General features: G+C 63.9%; 19 protein-coding genes, 1 tRNA gene, 1 pseudogene and 1 other annotated feature. Of the genes and pseudogenes, 10 read left to right on the forward strand and 11 right to left on the reverse strand.

What is annotated here, in order from left to right; genetic code table 11:
* The first annotated feature begins 5 nt into the window (after positions 1-5).
* The 6 genes from NRY95_12560 to NRY95_12585 all read left to right on the forward strand — a co-directional run bounded on the left by NRY95_12560 (position 6) and on the right by NRY95_12585 (position 5,507).
* Positions 6-707, forward strand: coding sequence for a pirin family protein (locus tag NRY95_12560; GenBank protein ID UYC14579.1), 702 nt, complete (start codon positions 6-8; stop codon positions 705-707).
* A 333-nt stretch (positions 708-1,040) separates the two neighbouring features.
* Positions 1,041-3,179, forward strand: a complete 2,139-nt coding sequence (gene glgX, locus NRY95_12565) for a glycogen debranching protein GlgX (GenBank protein ID UYC14580.1) — start codon at positions 1,041-1,043, stop codon at positions 3,177-3,179.
* Between the two features lie 405 nt (positions 3,180-3,584).
* Entirely contained in the window at positions 3,585-3,755 is a 171-nt protein-coding gene (locus NRY95_12570; GenBank protein ID UYC14581.1) for a CsbD family protein, read from the forward strand.
* A 340-nt stretch (positions 3,756-4,095) separates the two neighbouring features.
* Entirely contained in the window at positions 4,096-4,389 is a 294-nt protein-coding gene (locus NRY95_12575; GenBank protein ID UYC14582.1) for a transposase, read from the forward strand.
* Positions 4,386-5,246 carry an IS3 family transposase gene (locus NRY95_12580; GenBank protein UYC14583.1) on the forward strand — a complete coding sequence of 287 codons (861 nt, stop codon included), beginning with the start codon at positions 4,386-4,388 and terminating at the stop codon, positions 5,244-5,246. The genes NRY95_12575 and NRY95_12580 overlap by 4 nt, the downstream gene beginning before the upstream one ends.
* 48 nt (positions 5,247-5,294) lie before the next feature.
* Positions 5,295-5,507: a hypothetical protein gene (locus NRY95_12585; protein UYC14584.1), complete on the forward strand. Its 213-nt coding sequence runs from the start codon at positions 5,295-5,297 to the stop codon at positions 5,505-5,507.
* A gap of 485 nt (positions 5,508-5,992) precedes the next feature.
* Here NRY95_12585 and NRY95_12590 read toward each other — a convergent pair whose 3' ends face one another.
* The gene (locus NRY95_12590; GenBank protein ID UYC14585.1) at positions 5,993-6,229 is read right to left on the reverse strand and encodes a hypothetical protein; all 237 of its coding nucleotides are present in this window, start codon (positions 6,227-6,229) and stop codon (positions 5,993-5,995) included.
* A gap of 85 nt (positions 6,230-6,314) precedes the next feature.
* Between NRY95_12590 and NRY95_12595 the strand changes: the two genes are divergently transcribed.
* The 4 genes and pseudogenes from NRY95_12595 (at position 6,315) to NRY95_12610 (ending at position 9,446) form a co-directional block, all read left to right on the forward strand.
* A complete protein-coding gene (locus tag NRY95_12595) occupies positions 6,315-6,647 on the forward strand; it encodes a helix-turn-helix domain-containing protein (GenBank protein ID UYC14586.1) in 333 nt (110 codons plus the stop codon).
* Positions 6,644-7,870: a type II toxin-antitoxin system HipA family toxin gene (locus tag NRY95_12600; GenBank protein ID UYC14587.1), complete on the forward strand. Its 1,227-nt coding sequence runs from the start codon at positions 6,644-6,646 to the stop codon at positions 7,868-7,870. The genes NRY95_12595 and NRY95_12600 overlap by 4 nt, the downstream gene beginning before the upstream one ends.
* A 34-nt stretch (positions 7,871-7,904) precedes the next feature.
* Positions 7,905-8,145 (forward strand): annotated as a pseudogene (locus tag NRY95_12605) (integrase).
* A gap of 75 nt (positions 8,146-8,220) precedes the next feature.
* A protein-coding gene (locus NRY95_12610) for an IS3 family transposase (protein UYC14588.1) occupies positions 8,221-9,446 on the forward strand; the annotation gives its coding sequence in 2 pieces (ribosomal slippage) (positions 8,221-8,506 and positions 8,506-9,446; 1,227 coding nt in all).
* Positions 8,499-8,615 (forward strand) — a sequence feature (AL1L pseudoknot). (Overlaps the previous gene by 117 nt.)
* 150 nt (positions 9,447-9,596) lie before the next feature.
* On the opposite strand, the gene NRY95_12615 is transcribed toward NRY95_12610, so the two are convergent.
* From NRY95_12615 to recA, 10 genes are all read right to left on the reverse strand, one after another.
* Positions 9,597-9,953 carry a hypothetical protein gene (locus tag NRY95_12615; GenBank protein UYC14589.1) on the reverse strand — a complete coding sequence of 119 codons (357 nt, stop codon included), beginning with the start codon at positions 9,951-9,953 and terminating at the stop codon, positions 9,597-9,599.
* Positions 9,954-9,967: 14 nt separating this feature from the next.
* Entirely contained in the window at positions 9,968-14,560 is a 4,593-nt protein-coding gene (locus NRY95_12620) for a DUF6531 domain-containing protein (protein ID UYC14590.1), read from the reverse strand.
* Between the two features lie 244 nt (positions 14,561-14,804).
* Entirely contained in the window at positions 14,805-15,209 is a 405-nt protein-coding gene (locus NRY95_12625) for an H-NS histone family protein (protein ID UYC14591.1), read from the reverse strand.
* A gap of 277 nt (positions 15,210-15,486) precedes the next feature.
* On the reverse strand, positions 15,487-16,020 hold the full coding sequence (locus NRY95_12630; GenBank protein UYC14592.1) for a hypothetical protein: 534 nt from the start codon (positions 16,018-16,020) through the stop codon (positions 15,487-15,489).
* Between the two features lie 28 nt (positions 16,021-16,048).
* Positions 16,049-17,503, reverse strand: a complete 1,455-nt coding sequence (locus NRY95_12635) for a site-specific integrase (GenBank protein ID UYC14593.1) — start codon at positions 17,501-17,503, stop codon at positions 16,049-16,051.
* Between the two features lie 69 nt (positions 17,504-17,572).
* A tRNA-Ser gene (locus NRY95_12640) sits at positions 17,573-17,665 on the reverse strand.
* 81 nt (positions 17,666-17,746) lie between these two features.
* On the reverse strand, positions 17,747-17,959 hold the full coding sequence (csrA, locus tag NRY95_12645; protein UYC14594.1) for a carbon storage regulator CsrA: 213 nt from the start codon (positions 17,957-17,959) through the stop codon (positions 17,747-17,749).
* A gap of 135 nt (positions 17,960-18,094) precedes the next feature.
* Positions 18,095-20,743, reverse strand: a complete 2,649-nt coding sequence (gene alaS, locus NRY95_12650; protein ID UYC14595.1) for an alanine--tRNA ligase — start codon at positions 20,741-20,743, stop codon at positions 18,095-18,097.
* Positions 20,744-20,849: 106 nt separating this feature from the next.
* On the reverse strand, positions 20,850-21,344 hold the full coding sequence (recX, locus tag NRY95_12655) for a recombination regulator RecX (GenBank protein ID UYC14596.1): 495 nt from the start codon (positions 21,342-21,344) through the stop codon (positions 20,850-20,852).
* Between the two features lie 118 nt (positions 21,345-21,462).
* Entirely contained in the window at positions 21,463-22,512 is a 1,050-nt protein-coding gene (gene recA / locus NRY95_12660) for a recombinase RecA (GenBank protein ID UYC14597.1), read from the reverse strand.
* Positions 22,513-22,541 lie beyond the last annotated feature (29 nt).

Consider the following 22,541-nt stretch of genomic DNA (forward strand, 5'->3'; position numbering starts at 1 on the left):
TTCCCATGTTGCAGATCCGCACCAGCGATACCCGTGGCCGCGCCGAGCACGGCTGGCTGTCCTCGCGCCACACCTTCTCCTTCGGCCACTACCACGACCCGCGCCACATGGGCTTCGGGCCGCTGCGGGTGATCAACGAGGACCGGGTGCAACCGGGCCAGGGCTTCGGCACCCATGCGCACCGCGACATGGAGATCCTGTCCTACGTGCTCGACGGCGCGCTGGAGCACAAGGACAGCATGGGCAACGGCTCGGTGCTGCGCTATGGCGACGTGCAGCGCATGAGCGCCGGCTCCGGGGTCACCCACAGCGAGTTCAACCACTCCGCCAGCGAGCCGGTGCATTTCCTGCAGATCTGGCTGTTGCCGGAACGCGCCGGGATCGAACCCGGCTACGAGGAGAAGCACTTCGCGCCGGAAGCCAAGCGCGGCCAGCTGCGCCTGATCGCCGCCCCGCAGGGCGAGGACGGCGCGGTACGGATCCACCAGGATGCGCGCATCTATGCGGCGATCCTGGACGGCGACGAGCGCGTGGACTACGCGTTGGCCGACGGGCGCGGCGCCTATGTGCAGGTCATCCGTGGTTCGCTGACGGTCAACGGCCAGGCACTGCAGGCCGGCGACGCGGCGCAGATCGCCGATGAGCCGCAGTTGCGCTTCGCCGACGCGCAGGACACGGAATTCCTGCTGTTCGATCTGCCGCGCTGAACCGCGCAACGCCGGCCGCGAACGGCACCCGGCCCCCACGCGGAGCCCGCCCGGCGGCGGGTTCTCGCGTTTTCGCCCATGCAGGTGCGCATGCGCCGGCAGCCGCTGCGGGAGCGCCGCGCCGCGCGGCGCACAGCAGGGCGCGCCGCACGGCATCGCCCGCAAGCAGCGCCGTGCGCACGGCCTTGCCGCCGCGCCGCATCGCCTTGCGCGCCGCATCACCTTGGTGCTCTCACGTCGCCCTCGACAGGCCATGACGCGTCCTGCACGGCCTCCGCGTCAATGCTTGCGCTCTTTCCCCACGCCGGCGTGCCGGCCAAGAGCCCTGCACCGATGCGACACCCCACCAGCGCCGTCTACGCCACCCCCTCGCGCATCCGCCAGGGCCGCCCTTTCCCCCGCGGCGCCGTGTTCGACGGCCAGGGCACCAACTTCGCCCTGTTCTCGGCGCACGCCACGCGTGTGGAGCTGTGCCTGTTCGACGCATCCGGCACGGAAACGCGCCTGGATCTGCCCGAATACACCAACGAGATCTGGCACGGCTACCTGCCCGACGCGAAGCCCGGCCAACGCTACGGCTACCGCGTGCATGGCCCGTACGCGCCCAGCGAGGGCCATCGCTTCAATCCCAACAAACTGCTGCTCGACCCCTACGCCCGCGAGATCGAGGGCGACCTGATCTGGGCCGACGAACTGTACGGCTACACCGTCGGCCACGCGGACGGCGACCTCAGTTTCGACGAGCGCGACAGCGCCCCGTTCATGCCCAAGTGCGTGGTCGTCGAAGACACCTACGACTGGGGCGACGACGCCCGGCTGCTGACCCCGTGGAGCGACACCCTGGTGTACGAGACGCACGTGCGCGGCTACACCATGCGCCATCCGCAGGTACCGCAGGAGCTGCGCGGCACCTGCGCCGGCCTGGCCCAGGAACCGGTGCTGCGCTACATCAAGGAACTGGGCGTCAGCGCGGTGGAACTGCTGCCGGTGCATGCCTATCTCGACGACCAGCACCTGCTCGACAAGGATCTGCGCAACTACTGGGGCTACAACACCCTGGGCTTCTTCGCGATCAAGTCGCGCTACCTGGCCAGCGGCCACCGCGACGAATTCCGCGACATGGTCAAGGCCATGCACCGCCAGGGCCTGGAGGTCATCCTCGACGTGGTCTACAACCACACCGCCGAAGGCAGCGAACTGGGCCCCACCCTGTCGTTCCGCGGCATCGACAACGCCAGCTACTACCGCCTGGCCGAAGACAAGCGCTACTACATCAACGATACCGGCACCGGCAACACGCTGAACCTGAGCAACTCGCGGGTGATCCAGTTCGTCAACGATTCGCTGCGCTACTGGGCCGGCGAGATGCACGTGGACGGCTTCCGCTTCGACCTGGCCACCATCCTCGGCCGCGAACCCACCGGCTTCGACCAGCGCGGCGGCTTCCTGGATGCGTGCAACCAGGACCCGTTGCTGTCGGAAGTGAAGCTGATCGCCGAGCCGTGGGACTGCGGCCCGGGCGGGTACCAGGTCGGGCATTTTCCGCCGGGCTGGTCGGAGTGGAACGACAAGTTCCGCGACAACGCCCGCGCGTTCTGGAAGGGCGACGACGGCATGCTCGCCGAGTTCGCGACCCGCTTCACCGGCTCGGCCGACCTGTTCGATCGCCGCGGCCGCCGGCCCTGGGCCTCGGTCAACTTCATCACCGCGCACGACGGCTTCACCCTGCGCGACCTGGTCAGCTACAACGAAAAGCACAACGACGCCAACGGCGAGGACAACCGCGACGGCTCGTCCAACGACGGCTCCTGCAACCATGGCGAGGAAGGCGCGACCGACAACGCCGGGATCCTGCAACTGCGCGAGCGGCAGATGAAGAACCTGCTGGCCACGCTGCTGCTGGCGCAAGGCACGCCGATGCTGCTCGCCGGCGACGAACGCGCGCAGAGCCAGGGCGGCAACAACAACGCCTATTGCCAGGACAACGAGATCACCTGGCTCGACTGGCACAACGACCCCACCGAGGGCCGGCTGACCGCGTTCGTGCAGGCGCTGAGCGCATTGCGCAAGCGCTATCCGATCCTGACCCGCGGGCGCTTCCTCAACGGCCAGTACAACGAGCAGGCCGGCGTGCGCGACCTGACCTGGCTCAACCCAGGCGGCGCGGAAATGGAGGACGCGCACTGGACCGATGCCGGCGCACGCGCCGTCGGGCTGCTGCTGGAAGGCAAGGCGCAGACCTCCGGGGTCAAGGAACTGGCCAACGACGACACGCTGCTCATCGTCGTCAACGCCTACCACGAAGGGGTGAACTTCACCCTGCCCGCGTCCGAGGAGGAACTGCACTGGAAGCTGGTGCTCTCCACCGATGAGGCGTTGCAGATCGACAGCATGCCCGCCGGCGCCAGCGACTTCCTGGCCCCGCCGCGCAGCGTCAGCGTGTTCGAATGCCAGGTGCCGCAGCCTGCTTGAAGTGAAAACAGGCCTAGCCGGGAACAGCAAGCCGGTTATCGCATGCGCCGCGGCGCCACCTGCGGCAGCGCAACCCGAGCGCAGACTTCGGGACGCGAAGACGGCGCATAGGCGCGCCGTCATCGCGCCACTCGTATCGAGCGTCCACGGCCGCGAAAAGCAAGAAGGCCGCACATGGTCGCCGCCAGCCTTGTCCAAGGCTGGCGGAACGCAAAGCACACGCCTGCAGGCAACCCAGCCATTGCAGCGGCTGGCGCGTGCTGCAACGACGCAGCGCCTGAGCGCGCAAACTTTCCAGCGCCTAAACGGCAGATTTGACTGGCCAAATCTTCACTCGCGGCATACCGCGCTGCGCGCAGTTTGGCGATGCCCGCTCAAGGGCGCTCACTACCCGCGGAGTCAACGATGGACAAGAATCGCACTGAAGGCGCCAAGAATCAGGTCAAGGGCACCGTGAAGGAAGCCGTCGGCAAGGTCACCGGCAACAAGTTGAAGGAAGTCGAAGGCAAACTGCAGAAGGGCGCCGGCAAGGTTCAAAGCGCAGTCGGCAAGGCGCGCGACAACGCCCGCAACTGAGGACCTTGCAAGCAGCCGGGTTCGAGCGCTTCTGGCGACGGCCGACCACGCGCTGTGGTGGGAAGCCGAGCAGATGTTGCTTGCGCCCGGCGGCAACGGCCAGAGCATCGGGCCGTGTACGCGATGGGCTGCAGCCATGCATCGGCTGGGCGTCGGCAATGACGGTTGGAGTGATTGGCCGGCCGGACGTATGACCGCTCAAACACCCCGATGCCTGCCACGCATCGCGCGAACCAGGAACGGTCACGGCGGCCATGGATCTGGACCGCACGAACACTGAACCTGTCCCACTGAAACGGACGCCAGGAAGCGATACTTTCATCGCAACCTGGAGGTTCCCATGCAACGCATTACCCGTCGTCGCTACACGGACGATTTCAAGGCCCAGGCGATCGCCTTGGCAGAGTCGATTGGTCGCGCCAAGGCGGCCCGTCAGTTGGACATGTCGGTCAAGACGTTGGGCAATTGGGTGGACGCTGCGCGTGCCGGCCGGCCGTGCAGTTCTCCCAGCCGCAAGCCGGTGAGTGAGGTGGAGAGCGAACTGGCTCAGCTACGGGCCGAGAACGCCACGCTCAAAATGGAGCGCGAAATCCTAAAAAAAGCGACGGCGTTCTTTGCCAGGGAGTCCAAGTGAGGTACGCCTTCGTCGCGCGTGAACGGACTCACTATCCGATCCGGATGTTGTGCCGCGTGCTGGCCGTGTCGGTCTCCGGCTTCCATGGGGACCTGCACCGCCGCGATCGCCCGGACCCGGAGGCGGCCCTGCGCGCCGACCTGCGCACGCTCCACGCCGGCAGCCGTGGCACCTACGGGCGCCCGCGCATGGTCCGTGCGCTGCGCGCATGCGCGCACGCCGTGGGCCACAAGCGCGTGGCCCGGCTGATGCGGGAGGAGGGGCTGCGTGGCAAGACCAAGGGCCGCTTCACGCCGCGCACGACGGACAGTCGGCATGGCCGGCCGGTGGCCGAGAACCGTCTGGATCGTCAGTTCGCGGTGGACAGCACGGTGCCGGCCTGGGCCGGTGACATCACCTACGTCCCGACCCGCGAGGGCTGGCTGTATCTGGCCACCGTACTCGATCTACGGACTCGGCAGGTGCTCGGCTACAGCCTGTCCGAACGGATGCCCGACGATCTGGTACGGCAAGCGTTCCTCAATGCCTGGTCGGCCTCGCCGGTCGGTGCCGGCGTGCTGTTCCACTCCGACCGCGGCAGCCAGTACGCAAGCGGCGATTTCGGCAAGACGCTGGCCACGCACGGCTTCGTGCCGAGCATGAGCCGCAAGGGCAACTGCTGGGACAACGCCGTCGCCGAGAGCTTCTTCGCCACGCTCAAAAACGAAGAGGCCACCGGCGTCTACGAGACCCGGGCCGCTGCCCACGCTGCTATCGCCAGCTACATCCATGGCTTCTACAATCCCACGCGCTTGCACTCGGCGCTTGGATACCTGTCCCCCAACGACTATGCCAAGACACTGAAGCAAGCCACGTAACCCGCTGCTTCTTGGCGTCCGTTCTTAGGGAGCAGGTTCAACCGCGACGTGCCCCAGGAAGAGGTCGCCCTCATCACCGGGCATTCGCTGAGCAAAAAGGTGCCTTTCCTGCAGGACTACTACCTCCACAAGCGGCCGGACCGGATCCTCGTGAAGCAAGCACGGGCCTTGGAATTGTATCGGCCGTCGGTTGAGTTGCCGAAGTATCAGGCGGGGCAGTTCAAGGAGCGGTTGCGGGATAAAAAGAAGTTCTATCCATAGGGCGTAATATTTCGCCGCATCCCGAAAACGCAGAAACCGGCGTTTCGAGAAAGATGTAGCCACATTGAAAAGGGAGGAGGAACACGCCCTCCTCCCCCTTTTTTCATTACTTCTCGTGGAAGTGATGGTTGTTCAAGCTAGGAGGGAACCGGTCCCCCTTTTGGACATGGCGGTCATTGCCAGTGCCAGCGTATTTATTGTCTACGTCGCTGTATTGCCCGTAGGTTCCAGTCTTAGGGCATTCCTGCCCAGACCAATAATTTCCACCAGCCATAACAAACTCCTTCTGCTAGATGTTGGTAAAACAATCCGTCAGAGACCCTCCCTGACCAAGTCAGGATGCGTGACGCAAGTCTCATTTCGCGAGACAAAACGTCAGGCTAGCCTTTAGTCGGCTCTGAAGAACCCCCTTCAGCGGATGACGGCCGCGACGGCTGCTGGTGATTTCGCCATTGGCAGCGGCATGATCGCTCTGAGCCAGGCACCTAAAAGCGCGCTCCAGGCATCAGCCAGCGCAGGTTGTAGCAGGTGGCATAGAACACGGCGTTGTAAGCATCGCCGTGCGCGCCTTTGAGCCAGCAGCAGTCAGCCAGGCCAACGGATGGCGCAGGCCGAGTCTCGCTCTCCAGGCGGGAACGGGACAAGTCCTCGGCGTGACGGCTCTCAACCACAGGAAGGCGGTTCTTCAGGAACAAATCATTAAGGGTCAAGCCCTCTTTCATATCTTAAAGGATCTTTTTCAGTCTCTTACTTGAAAAAAATGGCTATAGTGGCTATAATTAAATTCCTTAAATTAATTGCGCTCTCATGTTCGATGTCGCGTTCGCTACTGTCCCGGAGCTTGTGGAGACCCTCGGCCAACGCCTGCGTGCCCAACGCATCGCGCAGTCCCTGACCCAGGCTGAGCTGGCCACGCGGGCCGGCGTGTCGGGCAGCGCCATCAAAACCCTGGAGTCCACTGGCATGACGACCCTGGAGACCATCGTGCGCGTCATCCAGGCCCTGGGTCTTGTCGGCGAGCTTGCCGACCTGCTCACCTTGAAGCCCACAACCAGTATCGCCGCGATGGAGAAGGCGCAGGCCGCGCAGCGGCAGCGCGTTCGCCATCCTCTCAAGTCTCTGCCAAAGGGCCGCCCATGAAGAAGCTCACCGTCTTCTACGAAGGCTGGGGCCAGCACTGGCCGCTGGGCACCCTGGCCGACGACGGGCGCCAGATCATCTTCGAGTATTCGGCAGACGCGCTTGCCAACGGCATCGAGTTTTCACCGAAACACCTGAAGCTGCGGCCCAAGGCCTACGGCCCGTTCCCGAAGGAAATAGGCTACCTGCCGGGCCTGCTCTACGACTGCCTGCCTGATGGCTGGGGTCAACTGCTGATGGACCGCCTGTTTCGCAAAGCGGGGCTGGACCCGGCGCGCGTCTCGCCCCTCGACCGTCTGGCCTTTATCGGCGAGCGTGCCATGGGCGCGCTCGCGTTCGTCCCGCCACAGAACGATGGTGCGGAAGCGGCCCACTGGAGCTTGCTGCAACTGGCGGAAGCGGCGCAAAACGTGGCCGACGACGACGTGGCCACTCTGCGCATGCTGGCCCAGGCTGGTGGCTCGCCGCACGGTGCCCGCCCCAAGGCGCTGGTCATGTTCGACGCCACGACCCGCATCGTGAGCACCGACGACGACGGCGCTGGCGAGCCCTGGCTAGTCAAGTTCCCTTCCCAATCGGAGCACCCCGAGGTCTGCGCCATTGAGCACGTCTACGCGCAGATGGCGCGCGAGTGCGGCATCGTCATGGGGCCGACCGAGTATTTCGACCTGGGCGATAACCTCGCCGCCTTCGGCACCCAGCGTTTCGACCGCGTGGGGCACCTGCGGGTGCCTGTGCATTCCCTGGCCGGCGCCCTGCATGCCGACTTCCGGATTCCCTGCCTGGACTATGAAACCGTGCTGCGCGCCACCGGCTTCTTCACCCAAAACGCACATGAGGTCATGGCCGCATTCCGGCTATGCGTGTTCAACGTGGTATTCAACAACAGGGACGACCACGCGAAAAATTTCTCGCTGCGGATGAACGAGGGGCACCGCTGGGACTTCGCGCCAGGCTACGACCTTACCTTCAACCCCGGCCCAGGCGGCTACCACCAGACTTCGGTGATGGGCGAGGCGCTCGCGCCTGGCAGAACCCACCTTCTAGCCCTGGCGGCTAAGTTGGGCCTGCGTCTTCGCGAGGTGGAGCAAATCATCGACCGAACCTGCGCCGTCTCAGAAGGATTGGCCACAGCACTGAGCGACGCCAAGGTGCGGCGCGAGACAGTGTGCGCCATTGCGGATGCCGTCGCCAGCAATGTGCGGCGCTGTAGCGGCGCTTAGGGCATGCATCAATTGCTCGGATAGGCGATCGACGGCTGCGTCGCCCCAAGAGAGGCGACGTAGTCGGGAAAGCGTCAAGGGAGCGGGGCTGCATGCGTGGCATCCCCATCGCAAAGCTCCTCTTGGGCTCTGGTTTCCTGGAGTTCGTGGAAGACACGAAAGCGACGTGCCCCCCTCGGCGGTTTCCCCTTATCTCTGCTGGCGTGAACCGGAAGACCGGAAAAATGAAGGCGCGTTACAGCCAGCAGTTCGTGGTGGACTTCGGCCGCTATCTAGGGCCACACGCATCTCCGCTCGAACTGAACCGCCCCGGGAATCCCGGAGGCTCCATTACTTGAGAAGATGGAGCGATGAGCAGAGCAAGCAAGTTCTCCCCGGAGATCCGGGAACGGTCGGTGAAGATGGTCCTGGAACACCAGGGCGAGTACGACTCGCAATGGGCAGCAATGGTGTCGGTGTCGGCCAAGGTGGGTTGCACGGCCGAGACGCTACGGGGCTGGGTGAGGCAGCACGAGCGCGACGTTGGCAAGCGCGAGGGGATGACGAGCACCGAGAAAGAGCGCATCAAGGCGCTTGAGCGCGAGGTTCGCGAGCTGCGTCAGGTCAACGAGATCCTGCGCAAGGCGTCGGCCTATTTTGCGCAGGCGGAGCTCGACCGCCCCTTCAAGCGATGAAGCAGTTCATCGATGAGCAGCGTGATGTTCATGGGGTCGAGCCGATCTGCAGAGTGCTGCCGATCTCCCCATCGACCTACCACGCGCACGCGGCCAGCAGGGCCGATCCGCAGTTGCGCTGTGCACGCGCGAAGACCGACGAGGCGTTGGCGGCGCAAGTCCAGCGTGTGTGGGACGACAACTTCAAGGTCTACGGTGTGCGCAAGGTCTGGCGGCAACTGCGACGCGAACAGTTCGACGTGGCGCGCTGCACCGTGCAGCGGTTGATGAAGCGGCAGGGCTTGCGGGGCATCATGCGAGGCAAGCCCGTGCGCACGACGGTGAGCGACCCGAAGGCGCCGTGCCCACGGGATCATGTGAAACGGCAATTCAAGGCCGATCGGCCGAACGCGCTGTGGGTCAGCGATTTCACGTACGTGTCGACGTGGCAAGGATGGATCTATGTCGCCTTCGTCATCGACGTCTTCGCCCGTCGCATCGTGGGCTGGAAGGCGTCGTCCTCGATGCAGACGGACTTCGTGCTCGACGCGCTCGAACAGGCGCTCTACGCGCGCAAGCCGCTCGGCCCGGATCGCCTGATCCATCACAGCGACCGAGGCGTCCAGTACGTGTCGATCCGCTACACAGAGCGGCTCGTGGAAGCCGGCCTGGAGCCCTCGGTAGGCAGCGTGGGGGACTCCTACGACAACGCGCTGGCCGAGACCATCAACGGCCTCTACAAGGCCGAGGTGATCCATCGCATGTCGTCCTGGCGCACGCGCGAGGAGGTCGAGTGGGCCACGCTCAACTGGGTCGACTGGTTCAACCACCGTCGATTGCTGGAGCCGATCGGGAATATCCCACCGGCCGAGGCTGAGGCCAACTACTATTCCCACTCCCATGAGTCCTCCATGTCGGCGTGACTCAAACCAAGGGGTCTCCGGAAAACCCGGGGCGGTTCACTGACGACAATTACAGGTTGCCACAAAGATCGCGGACGTGCGATCAGTTGAAGGCTGATCACAGCATCAGAAAACTCTTACGCAAACCTAAGAGTTCGCCTTGCATGGCCTTTACTTCTTGCAAGTCGAATAGGCTTTTTTCTCAAAATCCCCATCCAGTCGCACGCTCTCCTTCAGCTTATCAATCGCACGGCAATCAGGGATACACCCATTGACCGGGAACGAGTAAATTTCCTTTTCTTTATTCAATTGGTTCAATGCCCACCAAACACGCCCCTCCCCCGCTCGGAAACGCACAGCGTCTTCATCCCCAAGCTTCGCGACAAGCAGATCATTTTTATCTTCCGCATATTGGAGGTCAAGCGCCTGCAGGCCCCCATAAACAGCCTTTTCACTGACCGAGCAACCAACTCCATTGACCAATATGGCAAAAACAAAAACCGACAATAAAATTGTTTTCACTTTCACTTCCCACCCCTATATTAATGCCCTGGGTTATAACTTGAGAGACCAGAAGGAATTCTGCCACCCCTGGGTATAAGGTAATAGCCGCTCTTAGCATCACTGCCCAACAAGTTCATGAATGTGCTGCCTGGAAGTATAGAGTCACCAGCATCAATGCCAATGCCGCTTAGCCCCGCCTCAACTGTTGTCGCGCAATTACTAGAAAAAACGTGGTAAGGATTTTTTGCATCGCTCTTTATTTTTTCAATCAGCTCGCTTTCTTGTTCGCGCGTAGTTTTAAGAGTAACCACTTCCACAAACCTATCACTCAGCTGATCTGAAATGTATTCATCAAAACTTGAACCCCAGTCATGCTTGGTCCCTCGACTATAAATGCCACGCCCCGTTACCGCGACAGCTATGTGACCGAAAGGGTTTCCCGGCGCCGATCCCGACAATATTACTGCCGTATCTAAACCGTAGTGGTCTACCGAGCCTACTGGACTACCTTGCACGTAAGCATAAGTGCTGATTCCGCCACGCAGTCCAATCGGATCACTCTGTCCATAGCGGCCCGTGCTCGTATCGTAGTCCCGGTGATAGTTCTGATTGAGCCCCGTCGCACCGTCATAGCGCTGCCCCGGGAAGCGCATCCCGAACACGAAGGCCGTGCCGTCGCGATCGGGATCCTGGTCCGGCTGCGTGTTGCCAAAGGCCTCGCCCTTGATGTCCCACTTCCAGATCGCCACGTCGCGCACCGGGTCGATGACCGTCCGCGGCGCGCCGAGGTGGTCCGGCTGCACATAGTTCAAGGCGGTGCCGGCTAACACGCCCACCGGCAGGTCGTCGAGCCAAATGGCCCGCTGGAGCGCCTTGCCGTTGCCGTCGTAGTCGCCCAGCCAATGGCCGGCTTCGTCGTAGACCGTGTAGGTATTGGTCGTGCCGAGGAAGCGGCGTACCTGCTCACCGCAGTCGTTGTAGCGATACTCCATTGCCAACGTGCCGCTGCGCTTGGCCTGGCTCATGCGCCCGGTCGCATCGTAGGCGAACTCGCGCGCCGTCCCGTCGATGGCCGTGGTGTTGCCAGCGGCGTCGTAGCTGCGTGCAGCGCCAGCTACGCTCGCCAGGCGGTGGCTGTCGGTCGGGTAGCTGTAGGTCTGGGTGCCGCCGTTGACCTGGGCGCTGAGCCGGTTGCCGGTGGCGTCGTAGCTGTAGCCGTCGATCACCGTGCCGGTCGGGCCGTCCTTGAAGGCGGTCAACCGGTCCAGGTTGTCGTAGCCCAGGCTGACCACGGGTGCCGTATTGCCCGGCGCGGTCAGCGCGGTGAGGTTGCCGACCGGGTCGAAGGCGAAGCCGATGTTGAGGCCGTCGCTGCGGCTGTCCTGGATCGCCTGCGGGCGGTAGTCCTGGTCGAGCACGCGCTGCAATGGCCGGCCGTTGCCGTAGGACCAGCCGGCGCTGGGGCCGAACGGGTAGTAAGTCGCGCCGCCGAGCAGCTTCTGCCGCGTGCCACCTGCGACCGTGACGCCGACTTCCGTCGCCTGCCCGAGCGCATTGCGCACGTAGTCCACCACCGCACCGTCCGGATACGTCACCCGGCTCAGGCGGCCGCCCTTGGTGTAGGCATAGCGCACGGTCAGCGCCTTGCCGTTGGTGGTCTGCACCTTGCGCACCACGCGCCCGAAGCGGTCGTAGCAATACTGGGTCAGGCCGCTGCCGTCCTGCAGCTTGCTCAAGCGCCCCAGCGCGAAGGTCTCGCCGGCAGCACAGACGGCCTGGCTTGCATCGTAGGTGTAGGTCGCGATCAGCGCCTTATCCGCGTAGGTCGCTTTGGCCAGGCGGCCGAGCGCGTCGTAGACGTAACTGGTCTTGGTGCTGCGCGCGTCGGTCTGGGTCGCGAGGTTGCCGGCGCTGTTGTAGGTGTAGCTGGTCACGCCGGTGTCGGGACTGGTCAGCTTGAGCAGATCGCCCAGGCCGTTGTATTGGTAGCTCGTGGTCAGGCCCTTGGGATCGGTGACCTTGGTGGTGCGGTCCAGGGCGTCGTATTCGAACTGGGTCTTCGCAGCGATGCCGCCAACGTCCTGCAGGGCCTGCTTGACCCGGTTCAGCGGGTCGTAGTCGGTCTGCGTTTTGCGCTTGAGCGCATCGGTCACCAACTGCACATTGCCATTGCTGTCGTAGGTGAAGTCGGTGGGATCAGCCTCGGCAGTGGCCTGCGTCGCCAGTTGGCCGAGCTTGTTGTAGATCCGCGACAGCGTGTGCTTGAGCGTGCCGGATGCGTCCTTGGTGTCTTCCTTGGCCCGGTTGCCGGAGGCGTCCAACGTGTAGTGGATGCTGTTGCCGGCACCATCGGTCACGTCGGTCAGGCGGTGCGCAGCGTCGTAGCCGTAGGTGACGAACGTTCCGTCGGGGTCGGTCACCTTGCTGATGTTGCCCACTTCATCGTAGGCCACGACCGTGGTCTGGTCCTGGTCAGACGGTGTGCCATCCGCGTTCGCGCGCAGCGTGCTCGATGCCGCCCAGCCGCGTGGCGTGTAGGTGAGGTCGCGGATCAGACCATTGGCGTCCTGGGTGCGCGTCGGACGGCCATTGCGGTCGTAGGCCACATAGGTCGTGGCCCGACCCAGCGCATCGACCACCTGATACAGGTCCCCCACCCGATGGCAGGCGCCACCGGCATTGGCACAGCCGGATTCGTCGGTGGTCAGGTAGTAGCGGTAGGTGGTGGTGTCGGCGACATCCGTGCGCGGGCCGTCTTGGCTCAGCACCAGGCCGATTTGTGGGCACTGCGTGCCGTCGACGGTATCGCAATAGCTGGTCAGCCACTGGCGCACGCCGGCAGGCGCCTTGGCCGCGCTGCCGCAGCTGTAGCTCATGGCCGCGGACACCGACGGATCGGCCGAGCAGCGCGCGGTTTGCTGACCGCGTGTGTTGTAAGCCCATGCCGTCTTGGCCACGGCCTTGCCGGCGGCATCGAGCACTGTGCGGGTCAGCGGGACACGCAAGCCGGCGTTCCAGGTGGTGTTCGTGGTGCGCTGCTGTGCCGTGCCGGACGCATCGACCTGCTGGGTCAACAGCCCACCAGCGGCATAGGTGGTCTTGGTGACCGTGCCCTTGAAGTCCGTCGCCGATGCCGGATACCCGTTGTCGTCGTAGGTCAGCGCATCCCAGGGCTGGTTGCATTGTTCGCCACACGGCACACCAGCGCCGGTCGGCTTGAGCGACCCGTAGCCGCTGTCGGTATAGGTCAGGTAGACCTGCGTGCCGAGTGGCGAGGTGACCGTGGCCGGGGTGGCCCAGTTCGAGGTGGAGGCCGAATACTCGACCGTGATGGCATCGACGTTGCCGGCGAAACTTGAGGCAATCGCATTGCCACTACTGGCATAGCGCGTGGTTTCGAAGCGCACGCCCTTCTCGTCGATGACGCCGGTCAGGGCGGTCGGCTGACTTTTGTTGGAGGTGAGCGACGCCTCGTTGTAGACGTATTGACGCGTCTTGCCGTCCGGATACTGCACGGAGGTCAGATTGCCGGTGCTGTCGTAGCCATAGGTCAGCGTGCCGCCATCGGGCAACGTGACGGTGCGCAGGCGGTTGTTGCTGTCGTAGGCGAAGCTCAGCGTGCGGCCGCCGGCATCAGTGACCCGTTGCAGCAGGTTCGGTGGCGGTTTGGTGCCGGCCACTGGCGGCAGGTCGCTGTAATCCAGGGTCAGCACGGTCTGGCCCATGCGATCGAAGACCGAGCGCAGCAGGCCGGCGGTATCGTAGATCTCGGTCTGCTGGGTCGCCGCCACGGCCAGGGAGTAGCCCAGCAGCACGCCGGCGCTGTCGTGGCGCTCGGTCAAGCTATCGGCGATGTCCGGATCCGGCGTCCATGCTTCATTGTTAGGACGAAACCGTTCCACCCCACCGTCGGGCCGTTGGACATCGATACGGCTGCCGCCATTGGCGACGCTCGAAAGCATCAGATCCAGCTTGCGCTCGAAGGAATGACGCCACTGCTTGCCCAGCGCAACAGAAGTCACGAAGGTCTTGCTGTTGTAGAAGCGGCGCAGGGTCAGCCAGGTCGGCGAGTCGTAGTCGGTGTCCTGGCGGAAAAAATTGCCGGTGGCCGTGTTGATCGGATCGCCTTCGAAGGCGGTGCCCCGGTGCACCCCACCCTGCTTCAGCGCCGCGTTGCCGCTACTGCCATGCGGGCCGGTGTTGTCGCCGGCCTGGCCCAGCCCGCCGGTGCACATGGTGTTGCAACTGCCCGTGTTCTTGACCGGCTGACCTTCGCCCGAAATCTTGTCGTTGGCGTAGACATCGCCCCACCAATGCCCGTTGGAATACACGCTCGCGGCCGCAAAGCCATCGCTGTAGGACACGGTAAAGACGGGCGGTTTTTCGCATCCATTGGACTGGCACACCCGTATGGCGCCATCGATGACGAACTGCACCGCCTCGTTCACGGTTGCAAACGATTGCGAACCATTGCTGGAATCCCCGACATACGGCGGCCCATATTGCCGCTTCGGGGTGACCGCAACACTCGGGAAGGCGACCATCGCGCCGGCGAGCAGCAGCAGGGAGGCACCGCCGAAACGGCGGGCGGCACGAACGTAGGGGTTCGGCATAGCTTCGTCCTTGAGCATGGATTGAGTTGTGGTGCCCGCAGCCGCAGCGTGCAGCTCCTTGGCGGCGCCAATCTTATCGAGCTTTGTTGCAAATTCTGAGACAGACGTTGGATTTCTTCGCCTGAGAGATTCCCGCCTGACGACCAAGCGCCAAGCGGTCGTCCATCGACCTACTCGGCGCTGCTTTGTCCGCCACTGACGAGTTCAGTGCAAGTCTGAGACCCCCACTCTCTCGGACAACCCCATCCATCCCCGTTGCCGCTCAGCCCGGATACTTCGGAAACTTCTCGTCCGGGTGACTGGCCTTCCACTGCTTGTAGGCAGCGGTGCCCTCCCATGCCGTGAAGGCGCGCGGGGGACGACCCCGGCCGCTCCAGGTCTCGTGGGTATGGGGCAACCAATACTTGGGGGCGACTTCCTTCTTGGCCTGGGTCGAAGCGGCCTTGGGACCGCGGCCCGGGCTGCTGGCGCCGACGGCCACCGCCAGCTCGGCCTTCTGCTTCGGGGTGAAGTAGTCGCTGTATTGGCTCAGCAGGCCCGTGATTTCCGCGACAGCGGCGGCGGCCTGTTCTTGGCGGAGAGACTGCTCCTGCTCTTCAAGCTTGCGGAGCTGCTCTTGAATCTTGGATTTAGCACTGGAGATGGTAGCGAGAGACGATTGGGTCATTGGTAATTTGACAAAGCCAAAATTCGATCTATTAAAGCCTACCCGCACTGAGAGATGGCTGCAATGACAATCGAAGAGTTCTGGAATCGCGCCTTCTTGGCCGCGCTATCCCGCCTACCTGTCGCAGAAGCAAGAGCCGAAGCCGATGAGGCCACGCAAGTATGTATTCACCAATGGCAGAGCAACATCTATCACGACGCCCCACTGCGCTCGACTAGGTGGCAGGACCAAAGTATTGGAAGCGTTCCTCGACTCTGGCCGGCAGCAAGTGCCACAGCTAGCGCTTCTTTACACCCAGAGTCGAATTCAGTCTCGGCCGCAACGGATCATCAAGCCTCATAACGTTCATGGGAGCCTCTCCCCTTGATAGGGCTAATGCTGCGCCCCATGCCAATGCCAGTGATGAGCACGAATATAGTGCGACTGGACTAGAGCTTTTGAGAACGAGATATATTCTTGGAATAATGTGCAACACCCCGTTACGGCCATAAAATACAACTTCAAAAACGGATATTCCATTCAGAGCGTCAACCACCCCCCTGTTTACCAGCTCCTGAGATATAACCTCCTCAAATCCATTAACGATCTGACGGTCCACATGGGACTCATCGTCAACAAAATTTACCTCCCATTCCCAATCACCAGCTATCTCACCAACATCTACGCGAGCGCAGCGCTTGAAAATGTTAAGCGGAGAATGGACCGCAACTATCCAATGGTTCTCAGATAACTGCTCCATGGTAGCCTCACCTGACTCATTAATTCTCTTTATCCCTACCCCTACGCATTTTTCTCCTGAACTGGAACTCATTATTTACTCCACCTTGGCATGATAAATATTATGAAAAATCCAATTTAAGAACAGAGGAAATCGACCAACTCATCGCCGGATGGCATACCTCAGCCAACGCCCTCGGACTGAAATCCGTCTCATACGCATGGGCATGCTCCTGCCGGTCCGACAGCTCGTGCCCCGTGTATTCCTCCCGCATCTCCCGATGGACTCCAGCCGCCTTCAGCGCGCCGATGACGGTGTCCCGGAAGCTGTGGTGCCCCACCCTGCCGCCGCCGCGCGCCTTGATGCCCAGCTTGACCAGGTAGCGTGAGAACGCGTGCTGGGTCCGGCCGGCTGGGCCGTTCTTGGCGTCGAAGCTGAGCTCGGGGAAGAGTTTGGTCTCGCCGGCGGCCTTGAGCCGCTCCACGCGCTCCCACAGGCCCAGCTTGATGAGGTCCGGGTGCACGGGGGTCTTCCGATCGCTGGCATCGGTCTTGAGGCTCTTATCCTCGCCCATCCAGGTGAAGTGGAAGATGGGGATGCCGTCCTCCTCGCGGCAATCCTCCAGCTCCAGCCGGGCAACCTCGTTGGACCGGGCGCGGGTGTAGAGCAGGATGAGCGGGAGCCACCGTGCCGCGTCGCCCTTCAACTGCTTGAAGTTCTCCGGGTCGAAGATGCGCTTGACCTGGTCGGGGGTGAACGCCTGCGAGCCATGGCTCTTCGCCCGCTGCTTCTTCAGCTGCTTGGGCACGGAGGCGTGCCCAGAAGCCGGGTTGTCGCCCTGGGGGTAGTGGCCGGCCGTTTGCGCCCACTTGATGAAGTCTGCGCAGGCCGAAAAACGGTTGGTGATGTAGGTGATGACCCGCTTCTGCACGGTCTCGTGCAGGAACCACTCCGAGAAGTCGGTCCGCGTCAGCTCCTTCAGCAACACGGGACGCTTGCCCTTGCGCTGGCTCATCACGAAGACCTCCAGGTCTTTCAGGGCCCGGGTTTTCTGAACGATGGTCTTGGCGGTGTTCTTGCCCTGGATGCTGACCAGATACTTGTCGCGCGCATCTGCGAGGGTCAGGCCGACAGGGCGGGCCTCGCCGATGGGCTTGACGACCCTGCGCGGCGGGAACGGCGCCAGCGCGGGCACCGAGTGCTGCGCGGCCAGTTGCCGGAACAGCGACAAGTCCTTGTCGTCGTTGATCTCCACCTGCCCGAACGAGGCCCCACCCGGCAGCTTCACGTCCTTGAGGATCAGTTCGAGCGACGACGTGCCCTCCAGGCTCCTCAAGAGCTCATCCAGCTCCGATCCCATGCTGCCGTTCCTGATGGCTGCGAAGGCTCGAGCATAGCGCTGCTGCAACAGCAACGCGTAGCCAAGCGCGGCGCGATCACACGTCGTGCCGGTGCTGCGCTTGACGACTTTGCGGCCGAAGCGCGCCTGCAGATCCGCAGGAATGCGCAAACGAACGTAGTAGCGGCCGGTCTTGCCGCGGGTGAGGTAGTGCGCTACTCGCATGGAAGTGTCCAAGCGAGTGTCCAAGGTGGTGAAAAAGAAAAACGCCCGCAAATCGTTGATTTGCGGGCGTTTCCTTGACACTGGCGGAGTGAGAGGGATTCGAACCCTCGATAGAGCTTTTGACCCTATACTCCCTTAGCAGGGGAGCCCCTTCAGCCGCTCGGGCATCACTCCGGATCTGGACGCTGCGGATATTCCGCTACCGGGCGCGAAGGATACCGGTTTGTAGGGTCTCAGGTAAACCCTTTCGACGCATCAATCGGAAGATTGATCGCCGTGACCGCCGCCATGCGACGTGGGCTCGTCGCCGCGCTGGATGCGCTGATAGATTTCTTCGCGGTGCACCGCGACATCCTTCGGTGCAGTGATACCGATACGCACTTGATTGCCCTTGACCCCAAGCACCGTCACGGTGACCGAATCGCCGATCATCAAGGTTTCGCCTACCCGGCGAGTCAGGATCAACATTTTTAAAATTCTCCAGGGAACCGGTGATTCCCACCGGTACGGCGTCCCCAGCAGGAACGCCCCATCACGAAAGGGAAAAGAAGATCGATGTTAAGGGAAGCCACGCCCTGCCAGCAAGGCGGCGCGAGTTCGTGTTCAGGGGAGATGTTGCTTGACCCAGGCAGACACGCCCTCAAGCGCAAGGGCAAGGGCGGGCCCGTCCTCGCCACCACCCTGGGCGAGGTCCGGGCGGCCGCCGCCCTTGCCCGAAATCTGACCGGCGATATGGCTCAACAGTTCCCCGGCCTTGACCCGGCCCATTGGGCTGCCGTTCACCCCGGCGACCAGGGCCGCCTTGCCCTCGCTGGCGCCGGCCAGCACGATCACGCTGTCGCCCAATTGCTGCTTCAGGCGGTCCATCGCATCGCGCAAGGCCTTGGCATCGAAGCCTTCCAGGCGTACGGCGAGCACCTTCACCCCGGCCACCTCGACCGCCGCGGCGGCCAGGTCGGCGGTGGCGCCGGAGGCCAGCTTGGCCTTCAGCGCCTCCAGTTCGCGCTCCAGGCGCTTGTGCCTGTCACCCAGCTGGCGGATCTTGTCGACCACGTCGCCGGCGCTGCCGCCGACCAGTTCGGCCGCCTCGCGCAGCTTGGCTTCTTCCGCCACCACATGGTCCAGGGCGCCCTGCCCGGTCACCGCCTCGATCCGGCGCACGCCGGCCGACACGCCGCCCTCGCTGGTGATCTTGAACAGGCCGATATCGCCGGTACGCGACACATGCGTGCCGCCGCACAGCTCGGTGGAATAGTCGCCCATCTTCAGCACGCGCACGCGTTCGCCGTATTTCTCGCCGAACAGCGCCATCGCGCCGAAGTCCAGCGCTTCCTGCATGCCCATGTGGTGCACCTCGACCGCGTGGTTGGCGCGCACCTGCGCGTTGACCTTGCGCTCGATCACCGCCAGTTCCTCGGCGCTCATGGGCTGGAAGTGCGAGAAATCGAAGCGCAGCCGGTCCGGCGCGACCAGCGACCCCTTCTGCTGCACATGGGTGCCGAGCACCTCGCGCAACGCGGCGTGCAGCAGGTGCGTGGCGGAATGGTTGAGGATGGTGGCGCCGCGGCGGTCGCCGTCGACCTGCGCCGACAGCGTGGCGCCGATCTGCAGGCGACCGCTGCGCAGGCGGCCGACGTGGCCATGGAACTGGCCGGCGAACTTCTGCGTCTCCTCGACCTGGAACAGCACGCCGTCCGCGCTCAACTGGCCCAGGTCGCCGACCTGGCCGCCGGATTCGGCGTAGAACGGGGTGCGATCGAGCAGCACGATCGCCGCATCGCCGGCCTCGATCGACTCGACCGGGCGCCCGTCCTTCAACAGCGCAACCACCTTCAGCGAGTCGGCCTGCAGCGCGTCGTAGCCCAGGAACACGGTAGGAACCAGCTGCGCCACCAGATCGGCCGGCAACGTGGTGCCGCCGCCGAACTTGCCGGCCGCGCGCGCGGTCTCGCGCTGGCGCTCCATCGCGCTGTCGAAGCCGGCCATGTCCACGTCCATGCCGCGCTCGCGGGCGATGTCCGCGGTGAGGTCCACCGGGAAACCATAGGTGTCGTACAGGCGGAACGCGTCCGCGCCGGGGATCGTGCCGCTGGCGCGGCTGGCGATCTCGTCGAAGATCTTCATGCCGGCGTCGAGGGTCTCGGCAAAGCGCTCCTCTTCGGCCTGCAGCGCCCGCTGCACGGTGGACAGCGCCGCCGGCAGTTCCGGATAGGCCTCGCCCATCAGCTCGGACAGGGTGGCCGCCATCTTGTGGAAGAACGGCTGGCGCACGCCGAGCATCCAGCCATGGCGCAGGGCGCGGCGGATGATCCGGCGCAGCACGTAGCCACGGCCTTCGTTGGACGGCAGCACGCCATCGACGATCAGGAACGCGCAGGCGCGGATGTGGTCGGCGATCACGCGCAGCGACTTGTTCTCCAGGTCGGCCATGCCGGTCAGCTCGGAGGCGTGGCGGATCAGGGTCTGGAACAGGTCGATCTCGTAGTTGCTGTGCACGTGCTGCAGGATCGCGGCCAGGCGCTCCAGGCCCATGCCGGTATCCACGCACGGCGCCGGCAGCGGCACCAGGGTGCCGTCGGGCTGGCGGTCGAACTGCATGAACACCAGGTTCCAGATCTCGATGAAGCGGTCGCCGTCCTCCTCCGGCGAGCCCGGAGGACCGCCGGCGATATGCGCACCGTGGTCGTAGAAGATCTCGGTGCACGGGCCGCAGGGGCCGGTGTCGGCCATCTGCCAGAAGTTGTCCGAGGCGTACGGCGCACCCTTGTTGTCGCCGATGCGCACGATCCGCTCCGGCGGCACCCCGATCATGTCGCGCCACAGCTCGTAGGCCTGCTCGTCGGTGTGGTAGACGGTGACCAGCAGGCGTTCGGCGGGCAGCTTCCAGACCTGGGTCAGCAGTTCCCAGGCCCAGGCGATCGCCTCTTTCTTGAAGTAGTCGCCGAACGACCAGTTGCCCAGCATTTCGAAGAAGGTGTGATGGCGCGCGGTATAGCCGACCGCATCCAGGTCGTTGTGCTTGCCGCCGGCGCGCAGGCAGCGCTGCACGTCGGCCGCACGCACATAGCTGCGCTTCTCGGCGCCGAGGAACACGTCCTTGAACTGCACCATGCCGGAATTGGTGAACAACAGCGTCGGATCGTTGCCCGGCACCAGCGGCGCGGACGGAACGATGGTGTGGCCCTTCCCGTTGAAGAACTCGAGGAAGTCGCTGCGGATCTGGGAGGTGGAGAATTTGGCGGGTGCGTTCATGGGCTGGCTATAGACGAGCGGACGGGTTTCCGGGCGTACTCCCTCAAGATAAGGGCGTGCGGAAACCGGACAAGACAATCCGCCAAGGTTAGCAGGCCCGGCCCGCTCAGTCCTCCGGCTCGTAGCGCGTGGCCGCGCGGATGCTGTCGCCATCGAAACCGCGCCGCGCCAGCAGATCGGCGGCCTTGCGCCGCTGTGCCAGGTCCACCGGTCCGGCCACGCCGAAGCGTCGCTGCACCAGATCGCGGGCGTTTTCGCTCCAGTCGCCGTCGAATGCGGCCATCGCCGTGGCGATAGCCTCGCTGTCCAGGCCGTGGGTGCCCAGTTCGGCGCGAATATGCAAGGGTCCATAGCCGGTATTGGCCCGGCTGCGCACCAGCAGTTCGGCGAAGCGGCCATCGTCCTGCCAGCCTTCGCCCGCCAGGCGCTCCACCGCGGCGGCGGCGGCATCCGGCTCCACGCCGCGCGCCCGCAATTTGCGGGTCAGTTCCTTGCGCGAATGTTCGCGGCGCACCAGCAGGCCCAAGGCCCGCTGCAACGGCGTCTGTTCCGGCTGCCGGCGCCGCCGGCGCGGTTGCTGTGCTTGTTCGTCTTCACCCATGCAGGCTCACCGCCACGATCATCAATGTGCCGTCCCTGGCACCTGCCCTCCTGGCTTGCTCAAGACTGCCGAGGGAGACGAGCGGCACTGACTCCACCGCTCCCCCGGCAGAAGACCATCACGCCTCGGCGTCTGCGTCGGCGTCCTCGGCTTCGGCCGCGCTCGGCGCGATTTCCGTCGGCTGGAACTTCTCGCGCAGCTCGCTTTCCAGCTTCGCCGCCACCTGCGGGTTGTCGCGCAGGTACTGGCGCGAATTGTCCTTGCCCTGACCGATGCGCTCGCTGCCGTAGCTGTACCAGGCACCGGCCTTCTCGACCAGCTTGGCTTCCACGCCCATGTCGATCAGCTCGCCTTCGCGGCTGATGCCCTCGCCGTACAGGATCTCGGTGATGACCTGCTTGAACGGCGGCGCCAGCTTGTTCTTGACCACCTTGATCTTGGTCTGGTTGCCGATGATCTCGTCGCCCTTCTTGATCGCGCCGATGCGGCGGATGTCCAGGCGCACCGAGGCGTAGAACTTCAACGCGTTGCCGCCGGTGGTCACTTCCGGGCTCTGGCCCGGCATCATCACGCCGATCTTCATGCGCAGCTGGTTGATGAACACCACCAGCGTGTTGGAGCGCTTGATGTTGCCGGTCAGCTTGCGCAGCGCCTGGCTCATCAGGCGGGCCTGCAGGCCCGGCAGCTGATCGCCCATCTCGCCTTCGATTTCGGCCTTCGGGGTCAGCGCGGCGACCGAGTCGACCACCACGATGTCGACCGAGCCCGAACGCACCAGCATGTCGGCGATTTCCAGCGCCTGCTCGCCGGTATCCGGCTGCGACAGCAGCAGTTCGTCGACGTTGACGCCGAGCTTGCCGGCATAGATCGGGTCCAGCGCATGCTCGGCATCGATGAAGGCCGCGGTACCACCCTTCTTCTGGCACTCGGCGATGGCCTGCAGGGTCAGCGTGGTCTTGCCCGAGGATTCCGGGCCGTAGATCTCGACCACGCGGCCCTTCGGCAGGCCGCCGATACCCAGCGCGATATCCAGCATCAGCGAGCCGGTCGGAATCACCTCGACGGCCTCGATGATGCGATCGCCCATCCGCATCACCGAGCCCTTGCCGAACTGCTTCTCGATCTGGCTCAGGGCGGCAGCGAGCGCGCGCTTCTTGTTCTCGTCCATTTTGGTGTCCTTCGGAGGTGAGGATGATT

It is taken from the genome of Xanthomonas campestris pv. phormiicola, assembly GCA_025666215.1.
Lineage (GTDB): Bacteria > Pseudomonadota > Gammaproteobacteria > Xanthomonadales > Xanthomonadaceae > Xanthomonas_A > Xanthomonas_A campestris_A.

Coding starts and splice junctions, on each gene's coding strand:
- NRY95_12620 (UYC14590.1), bottom strand. CDS start 14,560: ATGCTCAAGGACGAAGCTATGCCGAACCCCTACGTTCGTGCCGCCCGC.
- recX (UYC14596.1), bottom strand. CDS start 21,344: ATGGGTGAAGACGAACAAGCACAGCAACCGCGCCGGCGGCGCCGGCAG.
- NRY95_12570 (UYC14581.1), top strand. CDS start 3,585: ATGGACAAGAATCGCACTGAAGGCGCCAAGAATCAGGTCAAGGGCACC.
- NRY95_12630 (UYC14592.1), bottom strand. CDS start 16,020: ATGAGTTCCAGTTCAGGAGAAAAATGCGTAGGGGTAGGGATAAAGAGA.
- alaS (UYC14595.1), bottom strand. CDS start 20,743: ATGAACGCACCCGCCAAATTCTCCACCTCCCAGATCCGCAGCGACTTC.
- NRY95_12560 (UYC14579.1), top strand. CDS start 6: ATGTTGCAGATCCGCACCAGCGATACCCGTGGCCGCGCCGAGCACGGC.
- recA (UYC14597.1), bottom strand. CDS start 22,512: ATGGACGAGAACAAGAAGCGCGCGCTCGCTGCCGCCCTGAGCCAGATC.
- NRY95_12590 (UYC14585.1), bottom strand. CDS start 6,229: ATGAAAGAGGGCTTGACCCTTAATGATTTGTTCCTGAAGAACCGCCTT.
- NRY95_12595 (UYC14586.1), top strand. CDS start 6,315: ATGTTCGATGTCGCGTTCGCTACTGTCCCGGAGCTTGTGGAGACCCTC.
- NRY95_12625 (UYC14591.1), bottom strand. CDS start 15,209: ATGACCCAATCGTCTCTCGCTACCATCTCCAGTGCTAAATCCAAGATT.
- NRY95_12600 (UYC14587.1), top strand. CDS start 6,644: ATGAAGAAGCTCACCGTCTTCTACGAAGGCTGGGGCCAGCACTGGCCG.
- glgX (UYC14580.1), top strand. CDS start 1,041: ATGCGACACCCCACCAGCGCCGTCTACGCCACCCCCTCGCGCATCCGC.
- csrA (UYC14594.1), bottom strand. CDS start 17,959: ATGTTGATCCTGACTCGCCGGGTAGGCGAAACCTTGATGATCGGCGAT.
- NRY95_12575 (UYC14582.1), top strand. CDS start 4,096: ATGCAACGCATTACCCGTCGTCGCTACACGGACGATTTCAAGGCCCAG.